The organism is Lactiplantibacillus garii (genome assembly GCF_003885105.1).
Lineage (GTDB): Bacteria > Bacillota > Bacilli > Lactobacillales > Lactobacillaceae > Lactiplantibacillus > Lactiplantibacillus garii.
Genome location: NZ_QWZQ01000010.1, coordinates 32256 through 53818, shown reverse-complemented (window position 1 = coordinate 53818; position 21563 = coordinate 32256). Strand labels below are relative to the sequence as shown.

The following is a 21563-nucleotide window of genomic DNA, read 5'->3' as shown; positions in this document are numbered from 1 at the left end:
GGCCGGTTCAACAATGAAAAAACTATTTAGCCTCTTCGTCGCTCTTTAAAACACCGCCAACACTGTAACGGTTCTTTTGCATTTCACTTAAAATAACATGAATGTGTTCGGCCGGGGCACCGGTATTTTTGCTAACGGCGTCGGTAACGTCCTTCACTAAATTTTTAAGTTGTTCTTGTGAACGACCGGCAATTAAATCAATGTGTACGATTGGCATTGAGTCCACGCTCCTCTTATTATTCTTACAGAAACTAATGATACTTTAATTTTATGGCTTTTGCAAACTTTCTCGTTGGGCCGCCTGTTCCCGCTCATTCATGAATAATCCCGACGTATCGACGGTGTTTAAGATGTCAATAAAGGCGTGCTGATCGTGGTCGTGAACCGCGCCCTGTAAGGCGTAGAGTTCGTAACGACTCAACACCACCAGCAACGTGGCGTTAGGCCGGCCGGAATAGGCTCCCGTGGAGCTGATGACGGTCACGCCGCGTAAAATCGCCCGCTGGATCGCCTTGGCAACTTCGGCCGGTTGACTCGTGACGATAATCGCCGTGAGCTTTTGGTGGCGGGTATGGATCAGGTCAACTAAGCGGGTCGACGCGTAAATCGCAATGATCGTAAATAACGCGTTTTCCCAACTAAATAAGAGCCCAGACATCACGATGATGATCAGGTTGGTGATAAACATTAGGCTGCCGACCGTTCGCCCCGTCACCCGTTCCAAAACTAACACGATAATGTCAAAGCCCCCGGTCGAAAAGCCGTAACGCATCGTAATGCCAATCCCGATCCCGGTCAAAATTCCGCCAAACAGCGCACCGAGTAACGCGTTGTGCGCGACGTTTATCACCGGGACGATCACGGCGGCCATCGCCGTCAAGAAGGCGGTCACAAAGCTCATGATCGTAAACCGGTGCCCGAGTTTAAACCAGCCGAGTAACGCAATCGGCACGTTAAAGATCAGGATGTACCAACCGGTATTGATCTGTAGACCCAGCGGTTTTCCTAGTGAGTATAACAATTGGGCAAGCCCGTTCACCCCGCCGCTAAAAGTATTAGCGGGAATCAAAAATTCGTTTAACGCGACCGCCGAGATCACGGCCGACGCCAGCATCACGATAACTTGCCAGGCAAACGCCAGGCGGGGATTAGTAATGTGCGCCATTTTGAAACCTTCTTTACGTCTTATTTAAACGCCTTCCATTATAACTAAAAATACGCATTGATTCTGAAAAATGCTAAAATTAACTCAGATAAGCTTATTAATTGATCCAGACAGAAAGAAGGACTCCTATGCTGACCCACCAGTTTAACCCCTATTCCGCTTGTACGAGCATCCTCGTTGGTAAGAACGCCAGCGCGGACGGTTCGACCATGATTGGCCGAAACGAAGACTCACGGGCGGCCTGGGCCAAAAAATTCGTCATCCACCCGCACACGGAATTTGACGCGCCCCAGACTTTTAAGTCCCAAGACGCCGACCACCCGTTTAGCATGACGTTACCCAAGATTCGGGCCAAGTACACCGCCACCCCCGAATGGACGCCTAAGTACGGCTTATTCGAAGAAGACGGCATTAACGAGTACGGCGTGGCGATGAGTGCCACCGAAAGCGCCTACTGCAACCCCCGCGTACTGGCTGCCGACCCCTACGTTCAAAATGGGATCGGCGAAGAAGCGATGGTCACGGTCACCTTACCGTACATTCACTCCGCCCGCGAAGGGGTCGAACGCCTCGGTCAAATTATTGAGGAACACGGCACCTACGAAACCAACGGGATCCTATTCAGTGACGCCGACGAAGTTTGGTACATGGAGACCGGGGCCGGCCACTACTGGGTCGCGCAACGCATTCCGGACGACGCCTACGCGGTGGTGGCCAACCAGTTAGCCATCCAAGAAATTGATTTGACCGACCACGATAACTACATGTACGCCAAGGGAATTCGTAACTTTGTATTAGACAACCAATTAGCTTCAATGGACAACGGTCTCAATTTTCGGGAAGTGTTTGGCACCGCCGACCTATCGGACCTACACTACAACACGCCGCGCGTTTGGTACGGGCAAAAGTACTTTACGCCCAACGTTGACCAACAACCGGAGTCGTTTGACCTGCCATTTATTCAACGGGCCAGCGGGTTGATCCACATCGACGAAGTCCAGCACTACCTGGCTTCGCACTATGAGGGGACCCCGTTTGACCCGGTCGGCAGCGGCACTGACGCGGAAAAACACACTTACCGACCAATCAGCTTAGCCAAGACCCAGGAATCCCACGTTTTGCAACTACGGGAAGACTTACCGGTGGCGACCCGCGGCATCCACTGGCTCGCGATGGGCGTGGCCGCCGAAAGTGTTTACGTGCCGTTTTACGCCGGTGCCGATGACACCCCGGCCGCGTACCAGGTAGCGACCGAAAAGTTTGATCCCACTTCGGCGTATTGGATCTTTAAACACGTCGGGGTCCTCGTTGACGCGCACTATCACGAACTCCACGGTGACCTGCAAACGGTCCAAAAGGACTTAGCCGTTGCGTTGGGCCACCACCTGATCGTGACCGACCACGAAGTTGCGGCCCTGACCGGTGACCAGTTGACCACTAAGCTGACCCAGGCCAACCAAAAAGCTGCCGACATTGCCATCAACGCGATGCAAGCCCTCGCCGCCGACTTGATCACCAAGAGTACCGACATGTCCCCGCTGAATTACAATACCGATTTAAACTTATAAACGTTCAAGCCAGAGTGTGCCAAAAGTCGGTTAGCTGGTGAGCATTAACGGCGGATGGCGAATAATCCTGGGCTTGGATTGTTTGACATCCGCCGTTAAGCGGAAGCCGCTGACTTTGGGTGCACGTTTCGACAATAATTGTGCGGAGATCCAACAGAGGCTGTGACAAAAGTCACAGCCTCGTTTTTTTATGCCGTTGGGTCCCCGTTTAGTTAATTCGACCGCCAGACCAGCACCACGTTTGCTATAATAAAACATAGTGAAAATGACGATGCAGTACTTAAACATTGCGTTCAAGCCATATCTAATAACGCCGTTAGCGAGGGGGGCGAGTGAAATGACGCAACGGGGCCACGTTGGTTGCATCGATACCATTATTATTGCGTTGATCTTAACTTTTATTGTCGTTCACTGGGTCTGGTTCGCCGTAGCGATTGGTGCCGGCCTAATCGTGGCCGGTATTAGCTGGTGGTTAAAAAAGCGGCACCGAGCCGCCAAAGAAACGGCCGTACCATCCACTACGAGTACCCCAACGGCGGGCATTCCGCCGCTTTTAGCCTCCCCGGTGGCGGCAGCCTCACCGCGGGCCTACTTTGAAGCGACCGTGACCGCGTTTGACGGCACCGCGATGAACTTTAGGTTAGACGATACCAACCGTTTCATGGATTACACCCTCTTAGACGTCACCACCAGCGGTTTAGCCCAGGCCGTGGCAACTGGCAGTGCCGAACTAACGGATGCCCGAAAACAAGTTCTGCAACAGAGCCAACAAATCGGTGAACAGTTCCCGGGACAGGGTTACGGGGTGCGACTCTACTACGGTACCAACTTTGAACACCTGCTGATTCAAGCACATAACGGCCAACTCGACTACTACGCGCCGGACGACCCTAACTTCTGAATAGCTTAAAACGGACGGCCCCGAATGATTCACACCTCCGGGGCCGTCCGTTTGCGCCTTATTTAATTAGTTGTTACTAACAAGTTGCTGTTAAACCAAGTACTACTTCAAATCCGACGTATTAATAATCGGCTGTGAGCCGCGCTCCGAGATAATGGTGACCATCATATTATTGATCAGTTGCAGCTTCTTATCGTCCGACAACTGCATCCCGGTATCCTTTTCCAAGCGTTGGATGGTCTCTTCGGTAATCGAAACCGCCCCTTCAACGATCACCTTCCGCGCGGATAAAATGGCGGACGACTGTTGCCGTTGCAGCATCGCGCTGGCAATTTCCGTGGCGTAGGCCAAGTGAGTCAAGCGCGTTTCCACGATTTCCACCCCGGCCACGTTGAGCCGTTCTTGTAACTCCTCCGTTAAACGGTCAGAGACTTCGGTCGGATTGCTCCGCAGGGTCTCCTTTTCATCATCGCCAAACGTATCGTACGGGTACTCCGACGCCACGTGACGAATGGCAGATTCACTCTGAATTTCCACGAACTGTTCGTAATCGTCGACCGCGAACAGCGCCATACTGGTATCGACCACCTTAAACACGATGACCGCCGCGATTTCCACCGGGTTTCCGCGCAAGTCGTTGACCTTTAAAATGGCGCTGTTAAAGTTGCGCACCCGCAGTGAAATTGAAAACTTGTTGGTCAGCGGCACCGTCATGAACAGCCCGGAATCGCGAATCGTCCCGATGTACTTCCCGAAAAACGTTAGCACCCGCGCTTCGTTGGGCCCCACGATCGTTAACGAGCTCGCCCCGAAGGCCGCAATAATGATCAGTAACGCCCCGAGTAATACGCTAAAGAAGTGGTCACCCGTCGCCCCGCTCCAAACCAGCCACCCGCCGGCTAACACGAATAAAATGGCTAATACCAGGCCGACGTAACCGTTGATATGAAATACTTGTTTTTCTTTCAAAAAAATTCATCCCCCTTTATGACCTTTATTATACCAGAACGCAAAACAACGCCCACCAGATTGGTGAGGCGTTGTTTGACGTTACGCGGCTTAATACCCATTAAACGGCCTGGTCGACCGTGCTAAACGCGCCGGCCGCCACGGCGGCGAGCATCGTTTTGGCGGCGACAAAGTGGAACTTGGCCCCGTAGATCAAGCCGGCGTCGTCGCAACTGTAGTTGGATTGGTGTAAAACACCGGTGCCACCGGAACCCATGAAACCGTAAAATCCGGGCACGCGTTCCTGGTATAACGCAAAGTCGTCGTCGGCGTTGCACGGGTGCGCCGGCACGATGTTGACGGTGTTGGCGAGGGCCTTCTTCAAAATAGTGGTCAACGTGGCGTCGTTGTTCACGCAACTCGGTCCGCGGTCCCACTTAACAGCGGTGGTTTGACCGTTCATCTTAGTAATTCCTTGCACGATGTCGTAAAAGCGTTCCTTGGCCAGTTGCCGGTTGGCGGCACTAAACGTCCGGATGGTCCCCTTGAATTCCGCTGAATCAGGGATGACGTTAAAGGTCGTCCCGGCTTTGACCGCCGCTAACGTTAACACCAGCGGCGCGTCCGGTGCGATGTTGCGACTGCGGATTGTTTGTAGGGCCGTGATTAATTCGCCCAGCGTGACGATCGGGTCGTGACTAGCTTCCGGCATCGCCGCGTGTGAGCCGTGCCCCTGAATCGTCACGTCAAAGTTATCGTTGCTGGCCATCATGGGACCGGTCTTTAAGGCTAACGTCCCGACCGGAATGTTGGGTTGGTTATGAAAACCGGCAATGGCCTGCACCCCGTTGAGGACGCCGTTTTTGATCATGATCTTCGCCCCTAAGTGCCCCTCTTCGGCGGGTTGAAAGATCAGCCGTACCGTGCCCTTCAATTCGGCTTCGTGTTCTTTAAGCAGGCGGGCACCTCCGAGCAACGCGGCGGTGTGAAAATCGTGCCCACAGGCGTGCATGTGGCCCTTAATAGTGGAGGCAAACGGCAAGTCCGACTTTTCTAACACCGGCAAGCCGTCAATGTCGGCCCGCAGCGCCACGGTCGGTTCCCCGTGACCGATTTCCGCAACGACGCCGGTTGCCCCGGGGTACGGTAATAACCGGACGCCTAAGCTAGTCAGCGTTTTTTTGATCAACGCGGTCGTTTTAACTTCGTGTAACGCGAGTTCGGGGTACGCATGGATCTGATGGCGCAAACCGGTCATCCAAGTGGTTAATTCTGTTGTTGTCATAAAGATTGCCTCCTACAAAATCTTCAAAAATACCGATGCAATGATCACGGACGCGACGGACACGGTCGCAAAGCCGCCCACTAACATCTTTGGTAACATGTGGTCGAGTAAGTACTTCTTTTCCTTGGCGTTAGTCCCCATGATCCCGGCAACTTCGTGGGTCACGATGTAGTCGGCTGGGAACCCAAACAACGCGGTCAACGCGCTCGCAAACGCCATTTCACGACTGAAACCAAGCGGCTTAGCTAAAACGGCGGACGCTAAGAACATCCCGGTGATCCCCAAGATAATCAACGTCACGATGGGAACTAAAATACCGGATAACATGCTGATCTTAACGATGTTCAAGTTGGAGAAAATGTACGCCAGTAACCCGTACATCAACCAGTGGAACACCCCGGCCTTTTGCAAAACGGAATCTTCCAAAAAGCCGACTTGGTGGGCAATCACGCCAAAGATCAAGCAAATGATGAATTGGTTAACGGCACCGTGTAACAGGCTGGCTACCCATTCGGCCAGTGCGGTCACGATGGCGACTTTAAAGAGCATGAATGCGGGCGTGTCGTACGCGTCGGAAACTTGCCAGCGGCGTAACTTAAACCGGGCCACCGTTTGGCTAGGCGCCACGGCCGTTTCCTTATCACGCGCGGACGCGGTCACCTGGGCGTTGGTGTGGTTCGTCGCCCGCCCCAGCTTGGGGTCGTCCGTGGCTGGTACCGCGACTGGATCGGCGTGGTATTGGCCAAGCAAACGGCGACTTTCACGCTTTAACATCCAGGCGGTCAGCGGATAACCCAACATGCTGTGCACCACGAACATCGCGACCGGGTACGCCACTAACGCGGTGATTCCCTGAGCTTTTAAACCGGCCGTCATTAGAAAGGCGGCGACCAGCCCCCCGGTCAGCGGTGGGACGCTGGCGACCACGGTGTGCCAGCTGAAAAGTAAACTGCCGATGCCCATCGCGAGGACAACGGTCCCAACGACCCCGGTCAAAGCAATCACAACGGCGCGCCATTGTTTAAGTAATAGTTTTAAGTTCATCAACGTGCCCATATGTACCAATAAAACGGCTTGCGTAATGGCGATGAACTGCGTGCCAAACGACGCTTGGGGTACGATGTTTTTAGGAACGATGGTCCAAAACCCAATCAAAAATAGAACGGCCGTAATGAAGACGGACGGGATGTACGCGCGGGAACGGGTCGAAACCCATTCGCCCACCATCATGAATCCCATTACGACCATCAACGCAATAATTGCTGCCATAAGCATCACACTCCAATTGATTAATTTATAATTAGCGGTGTTCCTTTTTTCTAATTATATTTTAATGATAAACTACCAGATTTTCCGGGTAATTACGAGGGGCTACCGGGATTAGCGTTTAATCGCAAGTATAAACCGTTTTCAAAAAGCTGATTCTTTTGTAAAAATGAGAACTATCTTAATAATCAAAATGCAACGTTGAACTAACTTGATAAGCAAGGTGATTTTAAGGCCGGTTACGCGCACAAAAAAAGAGGCTGTGGCAAAAGCCACGGTCTCGTTTTCATCTCCAAATAATTATTGTCGAAACGGGTTTTAAAAGTCAGCGGGCTCCGCTTAACGGCTTACCGACTTTTGGCACACCCTGAAAAAAACGGCTAACTGAAAAATTCAGTTAGCCGTTTTTAACGTTTCGACTGGTGGTAACCACCAACCAAAACTAATTGCGTTGTAATTAGCCCCGACGACGTTCTGGAATCCGGGCAGCCTTACCATGTAAGTTACGCAAGTAGTACAACTTAGCGCGACGTACGCGACCTTGACGAACAACGTCAATGGCAGCTACACGTGGTGTGTGTAATGGGAAAGTCCGTTCAACACCGACACCGTTACTGATCTTACGAACAGTGTAGGTTTCGCTGATACCGGAACCGTGACGCTTGATAACGACACCTTCGAATAATTGGATCCGTTCGCGGGTCCCTTCAACGACGCGGGCGTGAACCCGAACCGTATCACCGGCACGGAAATCAGGGATATCCGTACGGAGTTGGTCATTGGTGATCTTTTCGATCAATTGATTTTGACGCATAATTTGTTTCTTCCTTTCGCCGACATTCGTGACAACCTGGTCAGCGGAACATCGTTAATGGGCGTAATAGCCAATAAATAGAGTAACATATCCGTTACCCGGAATGCAAGCTTAATTTAATAACCCGCTTCGTCGGCTTGAATATCCGCCAACATTTGGCGGGCCTTACCGGATAACTTGAGTCCCTTTAACAGGTCCGGCCGGCGTTCATAAGTGCGTTTAAGCGCCTGTTCTAAACGCCAGTCCGCAATTTTCCCGTGGTCGCCGCTTAAGAGGATCTCCGGAACCGGCATGCCGCGAAAATCAGCCGGACGCGTGTACTGCGGGTACTCTAACAAGCCGCTGGAAAACGAATCCCCGGGGGCCGATTCCGCGTTGCCGAGCACGCCGGGAATCAGCCGAACGGTCGCGTCGATCATCACCATCGCGCCCAGTTCGCCCCCGGTTAAAACGTAGTCGCCCAACGAGACTTCGTCGGTCACCAGTGAACGGATCCGTTCGTCGTAGCCCTCGTAGTGGCCGCAAATAAACGTCAGGTGGTCTTCCTTGGCAAAGTCTTCGGCCACGTGCTGGTTAAATTGCACGCCAGCGGGATCTAACAGGACGACCCGCCCCTTTGCCGGGTGCTTGGCTTGAACGGCCGCTAAGGCGTCAAAAATGGGCTGTGGCTGCAGTAGCATCCCGGCCCCGCCGCCATACGGGTAGTCGTCCACGTGGTTGTGCTTATCGGTCGTGTAATCGCGAAAATCGGTCACGTCCACGTTAATGACGTTATTTTCAATGGCGTTACCGATCATCGATTCGTGCAGGGGACCTTCAAACATGCCGGGAAATAGGCTTAAAATATCGATTTGCATTAGTCGATCAACCCCTCCATTAGTTCTACGGTCACCACGCCGGCGTCCAGGTCGACCTTTTTGATTACTTGGGGGATCTTCGGCAGTAACACGTCGCTTTGACCGTGGCCGCGTTGAACCACCCAAACGTCGTTAGCGCCCGGCGATAAAATTTCCTTGATTTTTCCAAGGGTCTCCCCGGCCGTCGTGACGACCGTGAGCCCGACGATCTGGTGGTAGTAATATTCACCTTCCGGCAGGGCGTGAAGTTCATCCGCCGCCACCATGATGGTCCAGCCTTTATACTGCTCCACGTCGTTAATGTTATCGAGGCCCTTGAACGTCAGGAAAAAGAGGCCCTTTTGTTGCCGGGACTTATTGATCACCAACGGCACCCCGTTGGTCGTGCTATCCGGCGACTTAAATAACGTCACCTGCTGGCCGGCTTTAAAGCGTTTTTCTGGAAAATCGGTAATGACCACGACCTTCACCTCGCCGCGAATGCCGTGGGTGTTGACTAGTGTTCCGATGCGATAATAATCCATGGGTACCCTCCTCATATATAAACTGGTTTTTAAATTGCGTTTGATTTATAAGTAATAAAAAAACTCTTAAACAAAACATTACTGCTTCGCTCAAGAGTTTTTTTGTTGTCCGTCTTCGATCGTAAGCCGGACACGTTTAGGTCCTGAAACGCGGACACTGTACACAATCGTGCGAATTGCCGAAGCAACCCGACCCTGACGGCCAATCACCCGGCCGATATCTTCGGGGTTAACCGTTAAGTTGTATTCCAAGTACCGTTGGGTCTCTTGAAAATCAACTTGGATATCGTCAGGATGTTGGACTAAGGGGGTCACGACCGTGGTGATTAAAGCTTTAATATCTGCCATGATCTATTACCGCTTTATTATTTAGTGTACTTTGCTTCGTGGTACTTCTTCATGATACCGGCTTTGGATAAAATATTCTTAACCGTATCTGAAGGTTGGGCACCATTGTTCAACCAACCGAGGATATCTTCCTCTTCAAGTTTAACTTGGGCTGGTTCAGTAAGTGGGTTGTATGTGCCGACTTGGGCGATAAAACGACCATCACGTGGTGAACGTGAATCTGCGACAACAATCCGGTAAAATGGATTTTTCTTTGAACCCATCCGCTTTAGACGAATCTTGACTGACATTTAAACACCTCCCGAATTCTTTAACAGGTAATAATATACCAGTAAATCCATAGCTTGTAAAGGACTTTTTCTTGACAGGCTAAAAAATCTTTTAAATTAGCGTTTCCGACGGCGCATCGCCTTCGCCAACCGCTTTTGTTTCTTCTTCTTGGTTTGGCGGACCATCCGTTTCATGGCCATCTGCTGCATCTTACCACCGATACCGCCACCGTTGCCACCCATGAGGCCTTCCATGCCGGAGAAGTTCCCCTTCGACATTTGGTTCATCATTTTCTTGGTTTGGTTAAATTGTTTGATCATCCGGTTAACTTCGTGAATCGGTCGCCCGGAACCAGCAGCGATTCGACGCCGCCGTGACGGGTTCAACAGGTCCGGGTCGGCCTTTTCCTGCTTAGTCATCGAATAAACGATGGCCCGCACGTGGGCGATGTCCTTGGGGTCCATGTTAAAGTTCTTCATGGCCGGGTTATTTGCCATCCCGGGGATCATCTTCATGATGTCTTCCATGTTTCCCATCTTGTCGACCTGGTCCAACTGATCGATGAAGTCGTTAAAGTCGAAGGTGTTTTCCTGGATCTTCAGGTTCATTTCTTCGGCTTGCTTTTCATCGTACTGTTGTTGGGCTTTTTCAATCAGCGTCAGCATGTCACCCATGCCGAGGATCCGGTCCGCCATCCGGTCGGGATGGAAGACGTCGAGGTCGGTCATCTTTTCACCCTGACCAACGAACTTGATTGGTTTACCAGTCACGGCCCGAATTGACAGGGCGGCCCCACCACGGGTATCCCCGTCTAACTTGGTCAAAACGACCCCGGTGACGTCTAATTTGTCATTAAACCCTTCGGCGGTATTGACGGCGTTTTGCCCGGTCATGGCATCAATCACCAACAGGATCTCATCGGGGTGGACGAGGTCCTTGATGTTCGCCAGTTCGTTCATTAACTGTTCGTCAATTTGTAACCGACCGGCCGTATCAATGAAGACGTAGTCGTTATGGTTCTCTTTAGCCTGCGCCATCCCTTGCCGGACGATTTCAACCGGATCAACGTCAGTGCCCATTTCAAAGACCGGCACGTCGATTTGTTGCCCGACCTGTTGCAATTGTTGAATCGCGGCGGGCCGGTAAACGTCGGCCGCGATCATTAACGGCCGGGCGTTTTGCTCGTTCTTAAGTTTGAGTGCCAGTTTTCCCACGGTCGTGGTTTTCCCGGCCCCTTGCAGCCCGGCCATCATGATCACGGTCGGAATCTTTGGTGATTTATTTAACGGTACCGCCGTTTCCCCCATCGTTTTCGTTAATTCTTCGTTAACGATTTTAACGATTTGTTGGGCGGGGTTTAACCCTTCTAAGACCTTCGCCCCGAGGGCCCGTTCACGGACCGTCTTGACAAAGTCCTTAACGACCGTAAAGTTAACGTCGGCTTCCAGCAAAGCGAGGCGGATCTCCCGCATCGTTTGCCGTAAGTCGCTTTCCGAGACCTTCCCCTTACGCCGGAGGTTGGTCATTGCCTTTTGTAACCGTTCTGTTAGGCCTTCAAATGCCATCAGTGTCACCTAACCTTTATATTATTCTGAGTCAGCTTCTAAACTGACTAGTTGTTGAATCATCTTAATTAACGTTGCATCGCCGTGGTAATGCGCCTTGATATAGTCCGAAATGGCGTCAACTTCGTGATTGCGTTCCACAAAGTCGTGGTACAAACTGAGCTTCGTCTCGTAACCTTCCAAGATTTTTTCGGTCCGTTTAATGTTATCGTAGACCGCCTGACGGGAAACCGAGAATTCGGCCGCAATCTCACCGAGGGAATAATCGTCGCCGTAGTACAGTTGAATATACTCTTTTTGTTTATTGGTTAATAGCGGTTCGTAAAACTCAAATAACGAGTTGATCCGGTAATTTTTTTCAATTTCCATGCGGTGACTCCTCACGCTTATAAGCTCAGACTACATACTAGTTAAGATTACCGATTTTAGTAGGATTCGTCAACTCTCAGCCGCCATTTTTACTCAAAAAATGAAAGGGATTGCGCTAAAACGTCAAAGCGCGCAAATGACTCAAAACTAAACCAAGTCATTTGCGCGCTAGTTATCTTAGTGACGAGTTGTAGCGTCCACCCAACATCAACTGGACGCACACCGTTAATATTAAGCCGTAATAACGTCCTTAAACAAGCCGTAAACGAAGTCGTTGGCGTTAAACGGTCGCAGGTCGGTGACCTTTTCACCCAACCCAACGTACTTCACGGCGAGGTGCAGTTCGTTACGGATGGCCAAAACGATCCCCCCGCGGGCGGTCCCGTCGAGTTTCGTCAAGACGATCCCGGTCACGGCGGTCGTGGACTTAAATTCCTTAGCCTGCGTCAACGCGTTTTGCCCGGTCGTGGCGTCTAGTACCAGTAACACTTCGTGCGGGGCGTCCGGAATTTCACGGGTAATCACCCGTTTGATTTTTTCCAGCTCGTTCATTAAGTTGACCTTATTTTGCAAGCGGCCGGCGGTGTCGACAAACAACACGTCGTAATCTTCGGCCTTGGCCTTCTTAACGGCGTCAAAACAAACCGAGGCCGGGTCACTCTTCTCGGGTCCCGCAACGACGTCCACGCCGTCCCGTTGACCCCAAACCTGGAGTTGTTGGATGGCACCGGCCCGGAACGTATCGCAGGCGGCCAAGAGGACCTTTTTGCCCTGTTGCTTGTACATGTTGGCCATCTTACCGATGGTCGTCGTTTTACCGGCCCCGTTGACCCCGACAAACAGGATCACGGTCGGACCGCTTTTAGCCATGTGGATCGAGTTATCCTCGCCCTCACCGGCTTCACCGTACATGTCGACCAACTTTTCAACGATGACGTTGGAAATGTCCTTCTTGCTCTTGGCATTTTGTAACTTCACTTCGTCGCGGAGTTCGTCACTGATCCGCATGGCAGTTTCGTAACCCACGTCGGATTCGATCAGCGTGTCTTCCAGTTCGTCAAAAAAGTTTTCGTCAACGTGCCGGAAGTTCGCCAAGAAGGCGTTGATCCGGTCGCCAAAAGTTTTACGGGACTTCTTTAAGCCCTGGTCGTAACGTTCGGCTTCGGTGGGCTCAGTTTCCGTTTCGCTGGCTGGTTCTGTAGTAGTTGCATCTCCCGTCGTCGTGACCGCTTCACTGGCCTTACTTTCAACGGGCGCTTCGCTGACGGTGGCTTCCGCCGTGCTGGTAGCGGATTGCGCTGGTTGACTGCTTTGACTAGCAGCCGCGGCTTTTAACGCCGCAATTGACTTAGCGACCGCTTCACTGGCCGTCATTTGGGATTCGGCTGAAACCGGCACTGCCTCCGAAACGGGGGCGGCACTGACGACCTCCGCGGTAGCACTCGTCGGGGCGGTCGATTGGGAAGCATCCGCCGCCTCACTAGCCGTCACCGGGGCTTCCGACTCGGCGGCTGCCGAAACGGGGGTGGCACTCGCCGGGCCGCTCTCAACGTAGGTGACGGTCGTGTCGCTTTCACTTTGGGCACTGGCAGCGGCACTTACGCCGGTACTGGCCTGACTCGTTTCACTGGCAACGGCCGCGCTCGCCGTACTGGTTGCTTGGGATTCTTCAGATTCAGGTAAACTGAACGCTTTTTTTAGGCGACTAAATAGTCCCATGATGAACACTTCCTTTTTAAATTAATTTTGGTCATTTTTAAGGTCCGCTAACGAAACGGACACCATTTTTGAGACCCCCGATTCTTCCATCGTTACCCCGTAGAGCACGTCGGCGTGCATCATCGTCCCCTTCCGGTGGGTAATGATCACGAACTGGGTCCCAGTTTGAAAATCGTTTAAATACTGACTGAAACGGTCCACGTTGGCATCGTCCAGCGCGGCTTCGGCCTCGTCCAAAATACTGAACGGCACCGGCCGCACGGCGAGGATCGCAAATAACAGCGTGATCGCCGTTAACGCGCGTTCCCCACCGGACAACAGGCTTAACCGTTGGAACTTTTTGCCCGGCGGCTGGGCCATGATGTCCACCCCGCTCGTGAGCAGGTGCTCCGGATCGGTCAAGATCAGCTGGGCCTTGCCCCCGCCAAACATTTGCACGAAAATGGTGCTAAACTGCGCCGCAACCTGGTCAAACGCGGTTTTAAAACGGGTGGCGACCGTCGTATCGAGGTCGGCCATCGTTTGTAACAAGTGGGCCTTGGATTCTTTCAAGTCCACCGCCTGGGTGTTCAAGAAATCGTAGCGCTGCTTCACGCGGTCAAATTCCTCAATGGCCCCCAAGTTGACCGTCCCGATCTCGTCCAACCCCCGTTTCAGGAGTTTGAGCTGCTCGTTAATGGCCGGTAAGTCAAGGTCACTCACGTTCGCTTGGGCCGCGGCCACGGTCAAGTTGTACTTTTCGGCTAGGTCGGCGGTCGCGTGGTCAACTTCCCCGGTCAGCTTGGTCTGACTCAGTTCCAGTCGCCGGTAATCGTCGGTCGCGGCCGCGGCCAATTGCTGGGTCCGGACCTGTTGGGCGGATAAGTCTTCGACCTGGTCGTTCAAGTCCCCGAGCCGTTGCTCGCAAGCCGCCTGGTCCTTTAACACGCTGGCTTGGTCGGCTTGGGCCCGTTGTAACACGGCCGCCCGTTCCTGAACCGACATTTGTTGACTAGCCAGGTGGTCCTGAATTTCCGCCAAGCTAGCTTCGGCCTGGGTCTTAGCACGCGTCTGATCTTGTAACTGGGCCGCGCACTGGTCTAACTGGCTCTGGGTCTGTTTACAGCGTTCCTGTAACGTTACCAACTGTTCACGTTGGGTCTGTAGTTTTCCGGCCTGCGTTTGTTGGTAAGCTTCGTAGTCGCTTTGCTGCTGTTCCACCGTCGCCATTTGGTCCTGATAGGTTTTCAGCTTGGCCGCGTTTTCGGCTTTGGCCTGTTCGTTACGGGCGACCTGGTCTTCGTAACTATCATCGGCTTGATGCCGTTGCCGTTGCTCGTAATCGAGAGCCTTGACCTGACGGGTCAACTGGGTCTGCTCACTTTGTGCCGCTTGTAATTGGGCCTGAACCTGGTTTAACTGGTCCTTTAGCTCCGTTAAGCGTTGCTGACTGGTTTCAATTTGTGAAGAACGGTCCTGGTTGGCCTGCTTGGCGCTAGCCAGATCCTGTTCATAAGTCACTAACTCCGCCTGCATTTGCGCCACGTTGGCCGCAATTTTTTCGGCGGATTGCTGTTGTTGCAGCAGCCCGTTGTCATCGTGGCGGGTCGCCCCACCGGTGATGGCCCCGCTGGCCGCGATGGTTTCACCACCAACCGTGACCAATTTACAGCGGAAACGGCGGGTGCGGGAGATCGCCATGGCGTGGTCCAACGTATCGACGATCACGGTGGTCCCCAGCAAGTAGCGCTTGATGGCCAGTAGCCGGGGTTCACAGTCGACTAACTCACTGGCGATGCCCAAAACGCCGGCCTGCTGTTGTAGTTCCCGTTCCGTGTTGACCGGTAACTGCCGGGCCTGGATGCGTTCCATGGGCAAAAAGGTCGCCCGGCCGGCGTGGTTTTGTTTTAAAAAGTTCACGACCGCCTTGGCCGTCTGCTGGGTGTCACAAACCACGTTTTGGAGCTGGCCGCCCAGCGCAACTTCGACCGCTTTAGTATATTGTCCGGGAACGTTTAGGAGTTCGGAGACTGCCCCAGCCACGCCGCTAAACTGCTGCCGGTGTTGTAACACCATCCGCACCCCGGCGTAAAAGTTCGTGTAACGTTCCTGCACGGACTGTAACGCTTCTAAGCGCGATTTTTCCCGTTGCATTAGTCCGGCCGCGTCAAACCAGCGCTGCTGCTGCGCGTCGATCTTAACGGCGGTTTGTTTAAATTCCGCTTGCTGTTGCTTAAGGTGTTCCTGCTGCTGACTGACCTGGTTTTGGAGGTCGCTTTGCTCGCGGTTATGCACGTCAACGGTAGTCGCGACCCGTTTTAAGTTGGCCTGAGCCGTGGCGAGCCGGTTAGCTAACGCGTCGGTTTGACTTCCGGCCTGCTGGTGCTGTTTGACCAGGTTCTTCGCCTCGTTATTCAGTTCGGCTTGGACCTGTTTTTCATCGACGTAGGCGTTCCGTAACTCGGTCAAGCGGTCGGCCAGTTGTTGCCGACCGGCGGCGCTGGTTGCCGTGGTTAGTTCGGCCACGGCGGCTTTAAGCTGCTTGATTTGTGCTTTTTGCTGGGCGAGCTGGGCCGTCAGTTCACTCCGTTGCGTCGTTAAACTGGCAAGTTGCGCGGTGGCGGTGGCCAGTTCAGCTTGCACCCGGGTTTGGGTCGCCTGCTGATTTTGCCGCCGTTCCGCGTCCACGCCCTGTTGACCTTGCGTGTTTTCAATCGTCTTGGTCAGTTCCAAGTTTTTAGCCGCCAGCTGGTCTTTGCGTTGCAGTTGTTTGGCTTGTTCGGCCTTTAACGCGGCTAACTGCGTGGCCCCGGCGTCCACTTGTTGTTGGTACTGGTTGACCAATTGCTTGGCACCGGTCAGTTTTTGGTTGACCGTGACCAATTGATCGTGGGCAATGGTGATTTTTTTGACCAGGCGCGAACGGTCCAGGTCGTCAAACTTTTGTTTTTGGTCCTGGTAGTCACGGGCTAAACTGGCTTGTTCTTCCAACGGCCCCTTTTGTTGTGCGAGTTCGGCAATGATGTCGTTGACCCGGTCCAAATAGTCGGTGGTTTCCGCCAGTTTATTTTCGGTGGTCTGCTTATCCTTTTTGTACTTCAAAACGCCGGCTACGTCTTCGATGATGCTCCGCCGGTCTTCGGGCTTAGCGTTAAATACCGCTTCGACCCGGCCTTGCGAGATCACGGAAAAGGAATCCTTACCCAGTCCGGTATCGATCATCAGGTTGGTGATGTCCTTTAAGCGACAGCTTTGGTTATTGATTAGATAGTCACTGTCGCCGTTGCGGAAAAGCTTCCGGGTAATGCTGACTTCCGCGTAGTCCAGTGGTAAAAAGTGGTCACTGTTATCAAAGGTGATCGTGACCTTAGCCATGTTGAGCGGTTTACGGTGCGCCGAACCGGCAAAGATCACGTCGGTCATTTTCGTTCCGCGCAAACTTTTAACGGCCTGTTCACCGAGCACCCAGCGAATGGCTTCGATAATGTTACTCTTACCACTACCGTTTGGGCCGACGATGCCGGTCATTCCGGCTTGAAAATCAATTTTGGTTTTATCGGCAAAGGATTTGAAGCCGCTGATTTCTAATGATTTAAGTTGCATTCGACACAAACTTCCTGTAATTATTGATCGTTACTTTGTTGTAATTGGCTGTATGCTTGCCGGGCCGCGCTCTGCTCAGCTTCCTTCTTAGAGTGTCCCCAGCCCTGACCGATTTTTTTACCATCGGCCAAAACGGCGATCTCATAAGAGCGTTCGTTAGCGGGACCGTCCTGTTCGATCAGTTGATAATCGATATCCACGTCGCCGTCGCGTTGCAAGTATTCCTGCAGCGTCGTTTTATAGTCAAAGACCCCGTCAAAGCGGCCTTCGTCTAGTTTAGGGAAGATCACTTGGTGGACAAACTTCAAGACCGGTTCGCGGCCCTGGTCTAAATACAAGGCCCCCACGAAGGATTCAAAAATATCGCAAAGCAGGGAATCCCGTTCCCACGCCCGCGCCTTTTGTTCACCCTTACCTAAGCGAATGTACTGGGGAAACCCGCACTCCCGGGCAAAGCTGGCGAAGCTGTCTTCGCACACCATTGCGGCCCGGAGGCGGGTCAACTTGCCTTGGGGCATGTCTTTATAACGTTTGTATAAATACTCGGACACTGCCAGTTCCAAGACGGCATCCCCCAAAAATTCGACCCGTTCGTAAAATTTTAACTTCTGATCCTGATGTTCGTTGACGTACGAGGCCTGCGTAAAGGCTTCCGCTAACAAATCGGGGTTGTTAAAAACGATCCCGAAACGGTCTTTGAGCATCGCGGCTAATTCTGTAATCATGTTAAACTTCCTTTCGTAAATAAAATACCGATACAATTAACCATTATACTATGATTACGCGCTTAATAACAATTTTATTAGACTGGCGGTTTGGCCGTAACTAAAAGCAGGTACCCCAATCGGATACCTGCTTTTAGTTACGGTCAGTGACCGTTATTTAGCTTGATGCGCAGCCACGTAATCGACCACTTCACCAACCGTGGAAAGCTTTTCGGCGTCTTCGTCGGAAATTTCGCTCCCAAAGGTGTCTTCTAATTCCAACACAAATTCTACGAAGTCAATGGAATCGGCGTCCAGATCCTTCTGGAGGTTCATGTCGTTCGTCACTTTACTTTGATCAACTTCGAAGCGGTCCGCAATGATGGCCGCAATTTTATTAAAAATTTCTTCTTTTGTCATGTAGAGCTCCCTCGCTAACTTGAATTCACTAAAGTATTTTAATCGTTTTCGTCGGGCTTGTCTACACTTGCCTGCTGATTTGCCTGCTGGTGCGCAAAGTATTCCGCCACCCCGGGAACCAGGTCGGTGCTGACCATCTGCCGAATTTGCCGGATCGTGTTCACGATTGTCGGCGCCTTGCTGGAACCGTGGGCCTTCACGACCGGTGCCTGTAAGCCTAATAACACGGCCCCGCCGTACTGCGAGTAGTCCATTTGCGAGCGGATCTGGTTAAAACCGTTCTTCAGCAACAGTCCCCCCAGCTTGCCGCCGACCCCGGTATTGTAAACGGCGTCCTTAACTAAGCCGAGCATCGAACGGGCGGTGCCTTCAATGCTCTTCAGCACGGCGTTCCCGGTAAAGCCGTCGGTCACGACCACGTCGGCGACCCCGTTTAACAGGTCGCGGGATTCAACGTTACCGACAAAGTTAATGTCGGCGGTTTGTTGCAGGAGTTCAAAGGCCGCTTTGTGGACCTTGTTACCCTTGTCGTCCTCGGTCCCGTTATTCAGTAACGCGACCCGCGGGTTCTTGGCGTGCATCATCCGTTCGGCGTAGTACGTCCCCAAGACCCCGTACTGTTGCAGGTTCATCGGTTTACTGTCAGCGTTGGCGCCGATGTCCATCATCACGAAGTTGGACTGGTTGGCGTTGCGGACGACCGGCAAGGCGGTGACTAACCCGGGCCGGTCGATCCCCTTGATGCGGCCCACGATAAACAGCCCCGCTGCCAGGACGGCCCCGGAATTTCCGGCGGAGAAAAACGCGTCGGCCTGACCATCCTTGACGGCCTGGGCCGCCATCACGATCGAGGAGTGCTTTTTACGCCGCACGGCCCGGACCGGTTCGTCTTCCATCGTAATGACTTCGTCGGCGTTAATGATTTGGATCCGTTCCCGGTTTTTAAGCTGGGCGTTAATGACGTCGCGCTGGCCGTAAAGTAAAAAGACCGTGTCCTCAAATAAGTCGCGGGCCTGTTCGACCCCTTCAATTACTGCGTTGGGCGCGTAATCGCCACCCATGGCATCGATCGCAATTTTGATCATCTTGTCACCATTTCCTCTCGTATTGACCGGCTAGTCTAACGTTCCGACCGCCGCTAATTTTACTTTTAAGTACTGAGCTAACGCCTGGTACGCCGGTTGATCCTGCCAATCCGGTTGTTGCACGATGGCGTGGGCGTCCTGCTGGGCCACCTGAAGCACGTTTAAATCGGCCACCGGATCGCCCACTTTAAAGACCGGCATCCCGGACTGTTTGACGCCCAACACGTCACCGGCCCCGCGTAATTCCAAATCTTTTTGGGCCAGCACGAACCCGTTAGTCGTCTGCGTCATGATCTGCATCCGTTCGATCCCCTGCTGATTCTTCGGGTCGGCGACTAAAATACAGTACGACGCCTTGCTGCCCCGGCCGACCCGGCCGCGCAGTTGGTGCAGTTGGGCCAGACCAAAGCGGTCCGCGTCGTAGATCATCATGATTGTCGCGTTTTTCACGTCGACCCCGACTTCGATGACCGTCGTTGAAACCAGCACCTGGATGTCACCGGCCTTAAAAGCGGCCATCACGGCGTCCTTTTCTTCCGGCTTCAAACGGCCGTGGAGCAAGCCGACCTTAATGGTGGGGCCAAAGTAGTCCTGCAAGTTTGCGGACAGCGCCTCGGCGTTTTTAACGTCCAGGGTTTCGGATTCTTCGATCAACGGCGTCACGACGTAGGCCTGCGAACCGGTGTTGATCTGCTGACGAACAAAGCTTAACGCCGAGTTAGCTTGGTTACTGCGCACCCAGGTCGTTTGGATCGGTTGCCGGCCCGCCGGCAGTTCGTCAATTTCCGACACGTCCATTTCCCCGTAAGCGGTGATGGCTAACGTCCGCGGAATCGGCGTCGCGGTCATCGCCAACGCGTCGGGCTGCCCGCCCTTTTGCCGAAACGCCGCCCGTTGGTTGACCCCGAAACGGTGTTGTTCGTCGGTAATCACTAGGCCTAGGTTCGCGTAGTCCACGCCGTCTTGAATCAGCGCGTGGGTTCCAATCAGCAGGTTGATTTCTCCTGCCGCTAAGGCCGCCAACAAGGTTTTGCGGGCGGCCGGCTTAGTGGAACCCGTCAGCAGCGCGACGTTCACGTCGGTGTCCGCAAACACTTTCGCTAGGTTATTCGCGTGTTGTTCCGCCAAAATTTCGGTGGGCGCCATTAGCGCCGCCTGGTAACCGGCCGTAATGGCCGCGTACATCACGATGGCCGCCACGATGGTTTTCCCGGAGCCCACGTCCCCCTGCAACAGGCGGTTCATGTGTTGCGGTGACTTAAGGTCCAGACAGATCTCGTTCACGACCCGTTTTTGGGCGTGGGTCAACTCAAACGGCAGCGTTTTGATAAAGGCCTTGAGCCGGTCGTTATCGTAGTGGATCGCAATACCGTTGGTCGTCGCGTCACTTTGTTTAAGTTCCTGCATTTTCATTTGAAAAAGTAAAAACTCTTCGTAGGTCGCCGAACGCCGGGCCGCACTGGACGCATCCTGACTAGCCGGAAAGTGCATGTCGTGGATCATCTGCCGGCGCGATAACAACCGGTACTTGACCCGCAGCGGTTCCGGCACGATGTCCGTAATCACGTCCGCGTAACCGTCGTAAGCCTGCTTAATGAGTTTTTGTAAAGTGGTTTGGCGCACCGACTTGCTAGCCGGGTAGATCGACCCAAACGCTTCGTCGGCGTTATTGGGGTTAATGATCTTCATGCCGGTCAAGCTACTACGCTTGGCGTCCCACTTGCCGTAAACCGCGATGGGCTGACCGGTCGTGATTTGTTTCATGAGGTACGGCTGGTTAAAAAAAGTCACCATGTAAACGTCGTGGTCGATCAATAACCGGAAATTCAAGCGGTTCTTTTTGCGGCCAAAGCGGGCCAGGACCGGTTCCGAAGCCACGGTCCCCTTTAAGGTCACCTTTTCCTGGTCAGCGATCTCGTTAACGTCTTTGACCTGTAAATCGTCGTAACGAAAGGGATAGTACGTTAAGAGGTCGGCGACCGTGTTGATGCCGAGTTCGGCTAAGGCCTTCTGCCGGGCCGGACCGACCCCGCTGAGGCTCCCCACGGCGTCACTTAATTGTTGTGCCATATTCGCACGCCCTTTCTGAAAGATTATGTTTCAATTATACCAAAGACTCGAAACGCTGACCAAAATGCAAGCACCCGCTAAAACACAAAAAGGGACTGGGACT

Annotated in this window: 20 protein-coding genes; 2 read left to right on the top strand and 18 right to left on the bottom strand. The window is 52.9% G+C overall.

Annotated features, from left to right (window positions below):
- Positions 1–22: 22 nt before the first annotated feature.
- Entirely contained in the window at positions 23–217 is a 195-nt protein-coding gene (locus D1831_RS04440) for a 2-hydroxymuconate tautomerase (protein WP_057707072.1), read from the bottom strand.
- Positions 218–268: 51 nt separating this feature from the next.
- Positions 269–1165, bottom strand: a complete 897-nt coding sequence (locus D1831_RS04435; RefSeq protein ID WP_125071720.1) for a YitT family protein — start codon at positions 1163–1165, stop codon at positions 269–271.
- A gap of 128 nt (positions 1166–1293) precedes the next feature.
- Between D1831_RS04435 and D1831_RS04430 the strand changes: the two genes are divergently transcribed.
- Both D1831_RS04430 and D1831_RS04425 read left to right on the top strand, forming a co-directional pair.
- Positions 1294–2733, top strand: coding sequence for a C69 family dipeptidase (locus D1831_RS04430; protein WP_125071719.1), 1440 nt, complete (start codon positions 1294–1296; stop codon positions 2731–2733).
- A gap of 337 nt (positions 2734–3070) precedes the next feature.
- Positions 3071–3634, top strand: coding sequence for a hypothetical protein (locus D1831_RS04425; protein ID WP_125071718.1), 564 nt, complete (start codon positions 3071–3073; stop codon positions 3632–3634).
- 102 nt (positions 3635–3736) lie between these two features.
- On the opposite strand, the gene D1831_RS04420 is transcribed toward D1831_RS04425, so the two are convergent.
- The 16 genes from D1831_RS04420 to recG all read right to left on the bottom strand — a co-directional run bounded on the left by D1831_RS04420 (position 3737) and on the right by recG (position 21460).
- The gene (locus tag D1831_RS04420) at positions 3737–4603 is read right to left on the bottom strand and encodes an SPFH domain-containing protein (RefSeq protein ID WP_125071717.1); all 867 of its coding nucleotides are present in this window, start codon (positions 4601–4603) and stop codon (positions 3737–3739) included.
- A gap of 100 nt (positions 4604–4703) precedes the next feature.
- Complete coding sequence (locus D1831_RS04415; protein ID WP_125071716.1) at positions 4704–5867, bottom strand: amidohydrolase; 1164 nt, start codon at positions 5865–5867, stop codon at positions 4704–4706.
- A 12-nt stretch (positions 5868–5879) separates the two neighbouring features.
- Positions 5880–7136 (bottom strand): hypothetical protein, encoded by a 1257-nt coding sequence (locus D1831_RS04410; RefSeq protein ID WP_125071715.1) that lies wholly within the window; start codon positions 7134–7136, stop codon positions 5880–5882.
- Between the two features lie 454 nt (positions 7137–7590).
- Positions 7591–7947, bottom strand: coding sequence for a 50S ribosomal protein L19 (gene rplS / locus D1831_RS04405; RefSeq protein ID WP_125071714.1), 357 nt, complete (start codon positions 7945–7947; stop codon positions 7591–7593).
- A gap of 116 nt (positions 7948–8063) precedes the next feature.
- Entirely contained in the window at positions 8064–8804 is a 741-nt protein-coding gene (gene trmD, locus D1831_RS04400; protein WP_125071713.1) for a tRNA (guanosine(37)-N1)-methyltransferase TrmD, read from the bottom strand.
- Positions 8804–9328 carry a ribosome maturation factor RimM gene (gene rimM, locus D1831_RS04395; RefSeq protein WP_125071712.1) on the bottom strand — a complete coding sequence of 175 codons (525 nt, stop codon included), beginning with the start codon at positions 9326–9328 and terminating at the stop codon, positions 8804–8806. Before rimM ends, trmD begins: the two co-directional genes overlap by 1 nt.
- Before the next feature lie 90 nt (positions 9329–9418).
- The gene (locus D1831_RS04390; protein ID WP_125071711.1) at positions 9419–9676 is read right to left on the bottom strand and encodes a KH domain-containing protein; all 258 of its coding nucleotides are present in this window, start codon (positions 9674–9676) and stop codon (positions 9419–9421) included.
- A gap of 17 nt (positions 9677–9693) precedes the next feature.
- Positions 9694–9966 (bottom strand): 30S ribosomal protein S16, encoded by a 273-nt coding sequence (gene rpsP / locus D1831_RS04385; protein ID WP_057707049.1) that lies wholly within the window; start codon positions 9964–9966, stop codon positions 9694–9696.
- A gap of 96 nt (positions 9967–10062) precedes the next feature.
- Positions 10063–11511: a signal recognition particle protein gene (gene ffh, locus D1831_RS04380; protein ID WP_125071710.1), complete on the bottom strand. Its 1449-nt coding sequence runs from the start codon at positions 11509–11511 to the stop codon at positions 10063–10065.
- Between the two features lie 21 nt (positions 11512–11532).
- On the bottom strand, positions 11533–11880 hold the full coding sequence (locus tag D1831_RS04375; RefSeq protein ID WP_125071709.1) for a putative DNA-binding protein: 348 nt from the start codon (positions 11878–11880) through the stop codon (positions 11533–11535).
- Positions 11881–12111: 231 nt separating this feature from the next.
- Complete coding sequence (ftsY, locus tag D1831_RS04370; RefSeq protein ID WP_125071708.1) at positions 12112–13599, bottom strand: signal recognition particle-docking protein FtsY; 1488 nt, start codon at positions 13597–13599, stop codon at positions 12112–12114.
- Between the two features lie 21 nt (positions 13600–13620).
- Positions 13621–17181 carry a chromosome segregation protein SMC gene (gene smc / locus D1831_RS04365; RefSeq protein ID WP_125071707.1) on the bottom strand — a complete coding sequence of 1187 codons (3561 nt, stop codon included), beginning with the start codon at positions 17179–17181 and terminating at the stop codon, positions 13621–13623.
- A 20-nt stretch (positions 17182–17201) separates the two neighbouring features.
- Positions 17202–17906: a ribonuclease III gene (gene rnc, locus D1831_RS04360; protein ID WP_125071706.1), complete on the bottom strand. Its 705-nt coding sequence runs from the start codon at positions 17904–17906 to the stop codon at positions 17202–17204.
- 153 nt (positions 17907–18059) lie between these two features.
- Positions 18060–18305, bottom strand: coding sequence for an acyl carrier protein (acpP, locus tag D1831_RS04355; RefSeq protein WP_125071705.1), 246 nt, complete (start codon positions 18303–18305; stop codon positions 18060–18062).
- Between the two features lie 38 nt (positions 18306–18343).
- Positions 18344–19390 carry a phosphate acyltransferase PlsX gene (gene plsX / locus D1831_RS04350; protein ID WP_125071704.1) on the bottom strand — a complete coding sequence of 349 codons (1047 nt, stop codon included), beginning with the start codon at positions 19388–19390 and terminating at the stop codon, positions 18344–18346.
- A 30-nt stretch (positions 19391–19420) separates the two neighbouring features.
- Positions 19421–21460, bottom strand: a complete 2040-nt coding sequence (recG, locus tag D1831_RS04345) for an ATP-dependent DNA helicase RecG (RefSeq protein ID WP_125071703.1) — start codon at positions 21458–21460, stop codon at positions 19421–19423.
- Positions 21461–21563: the final 103 nt, after the last annotated feature.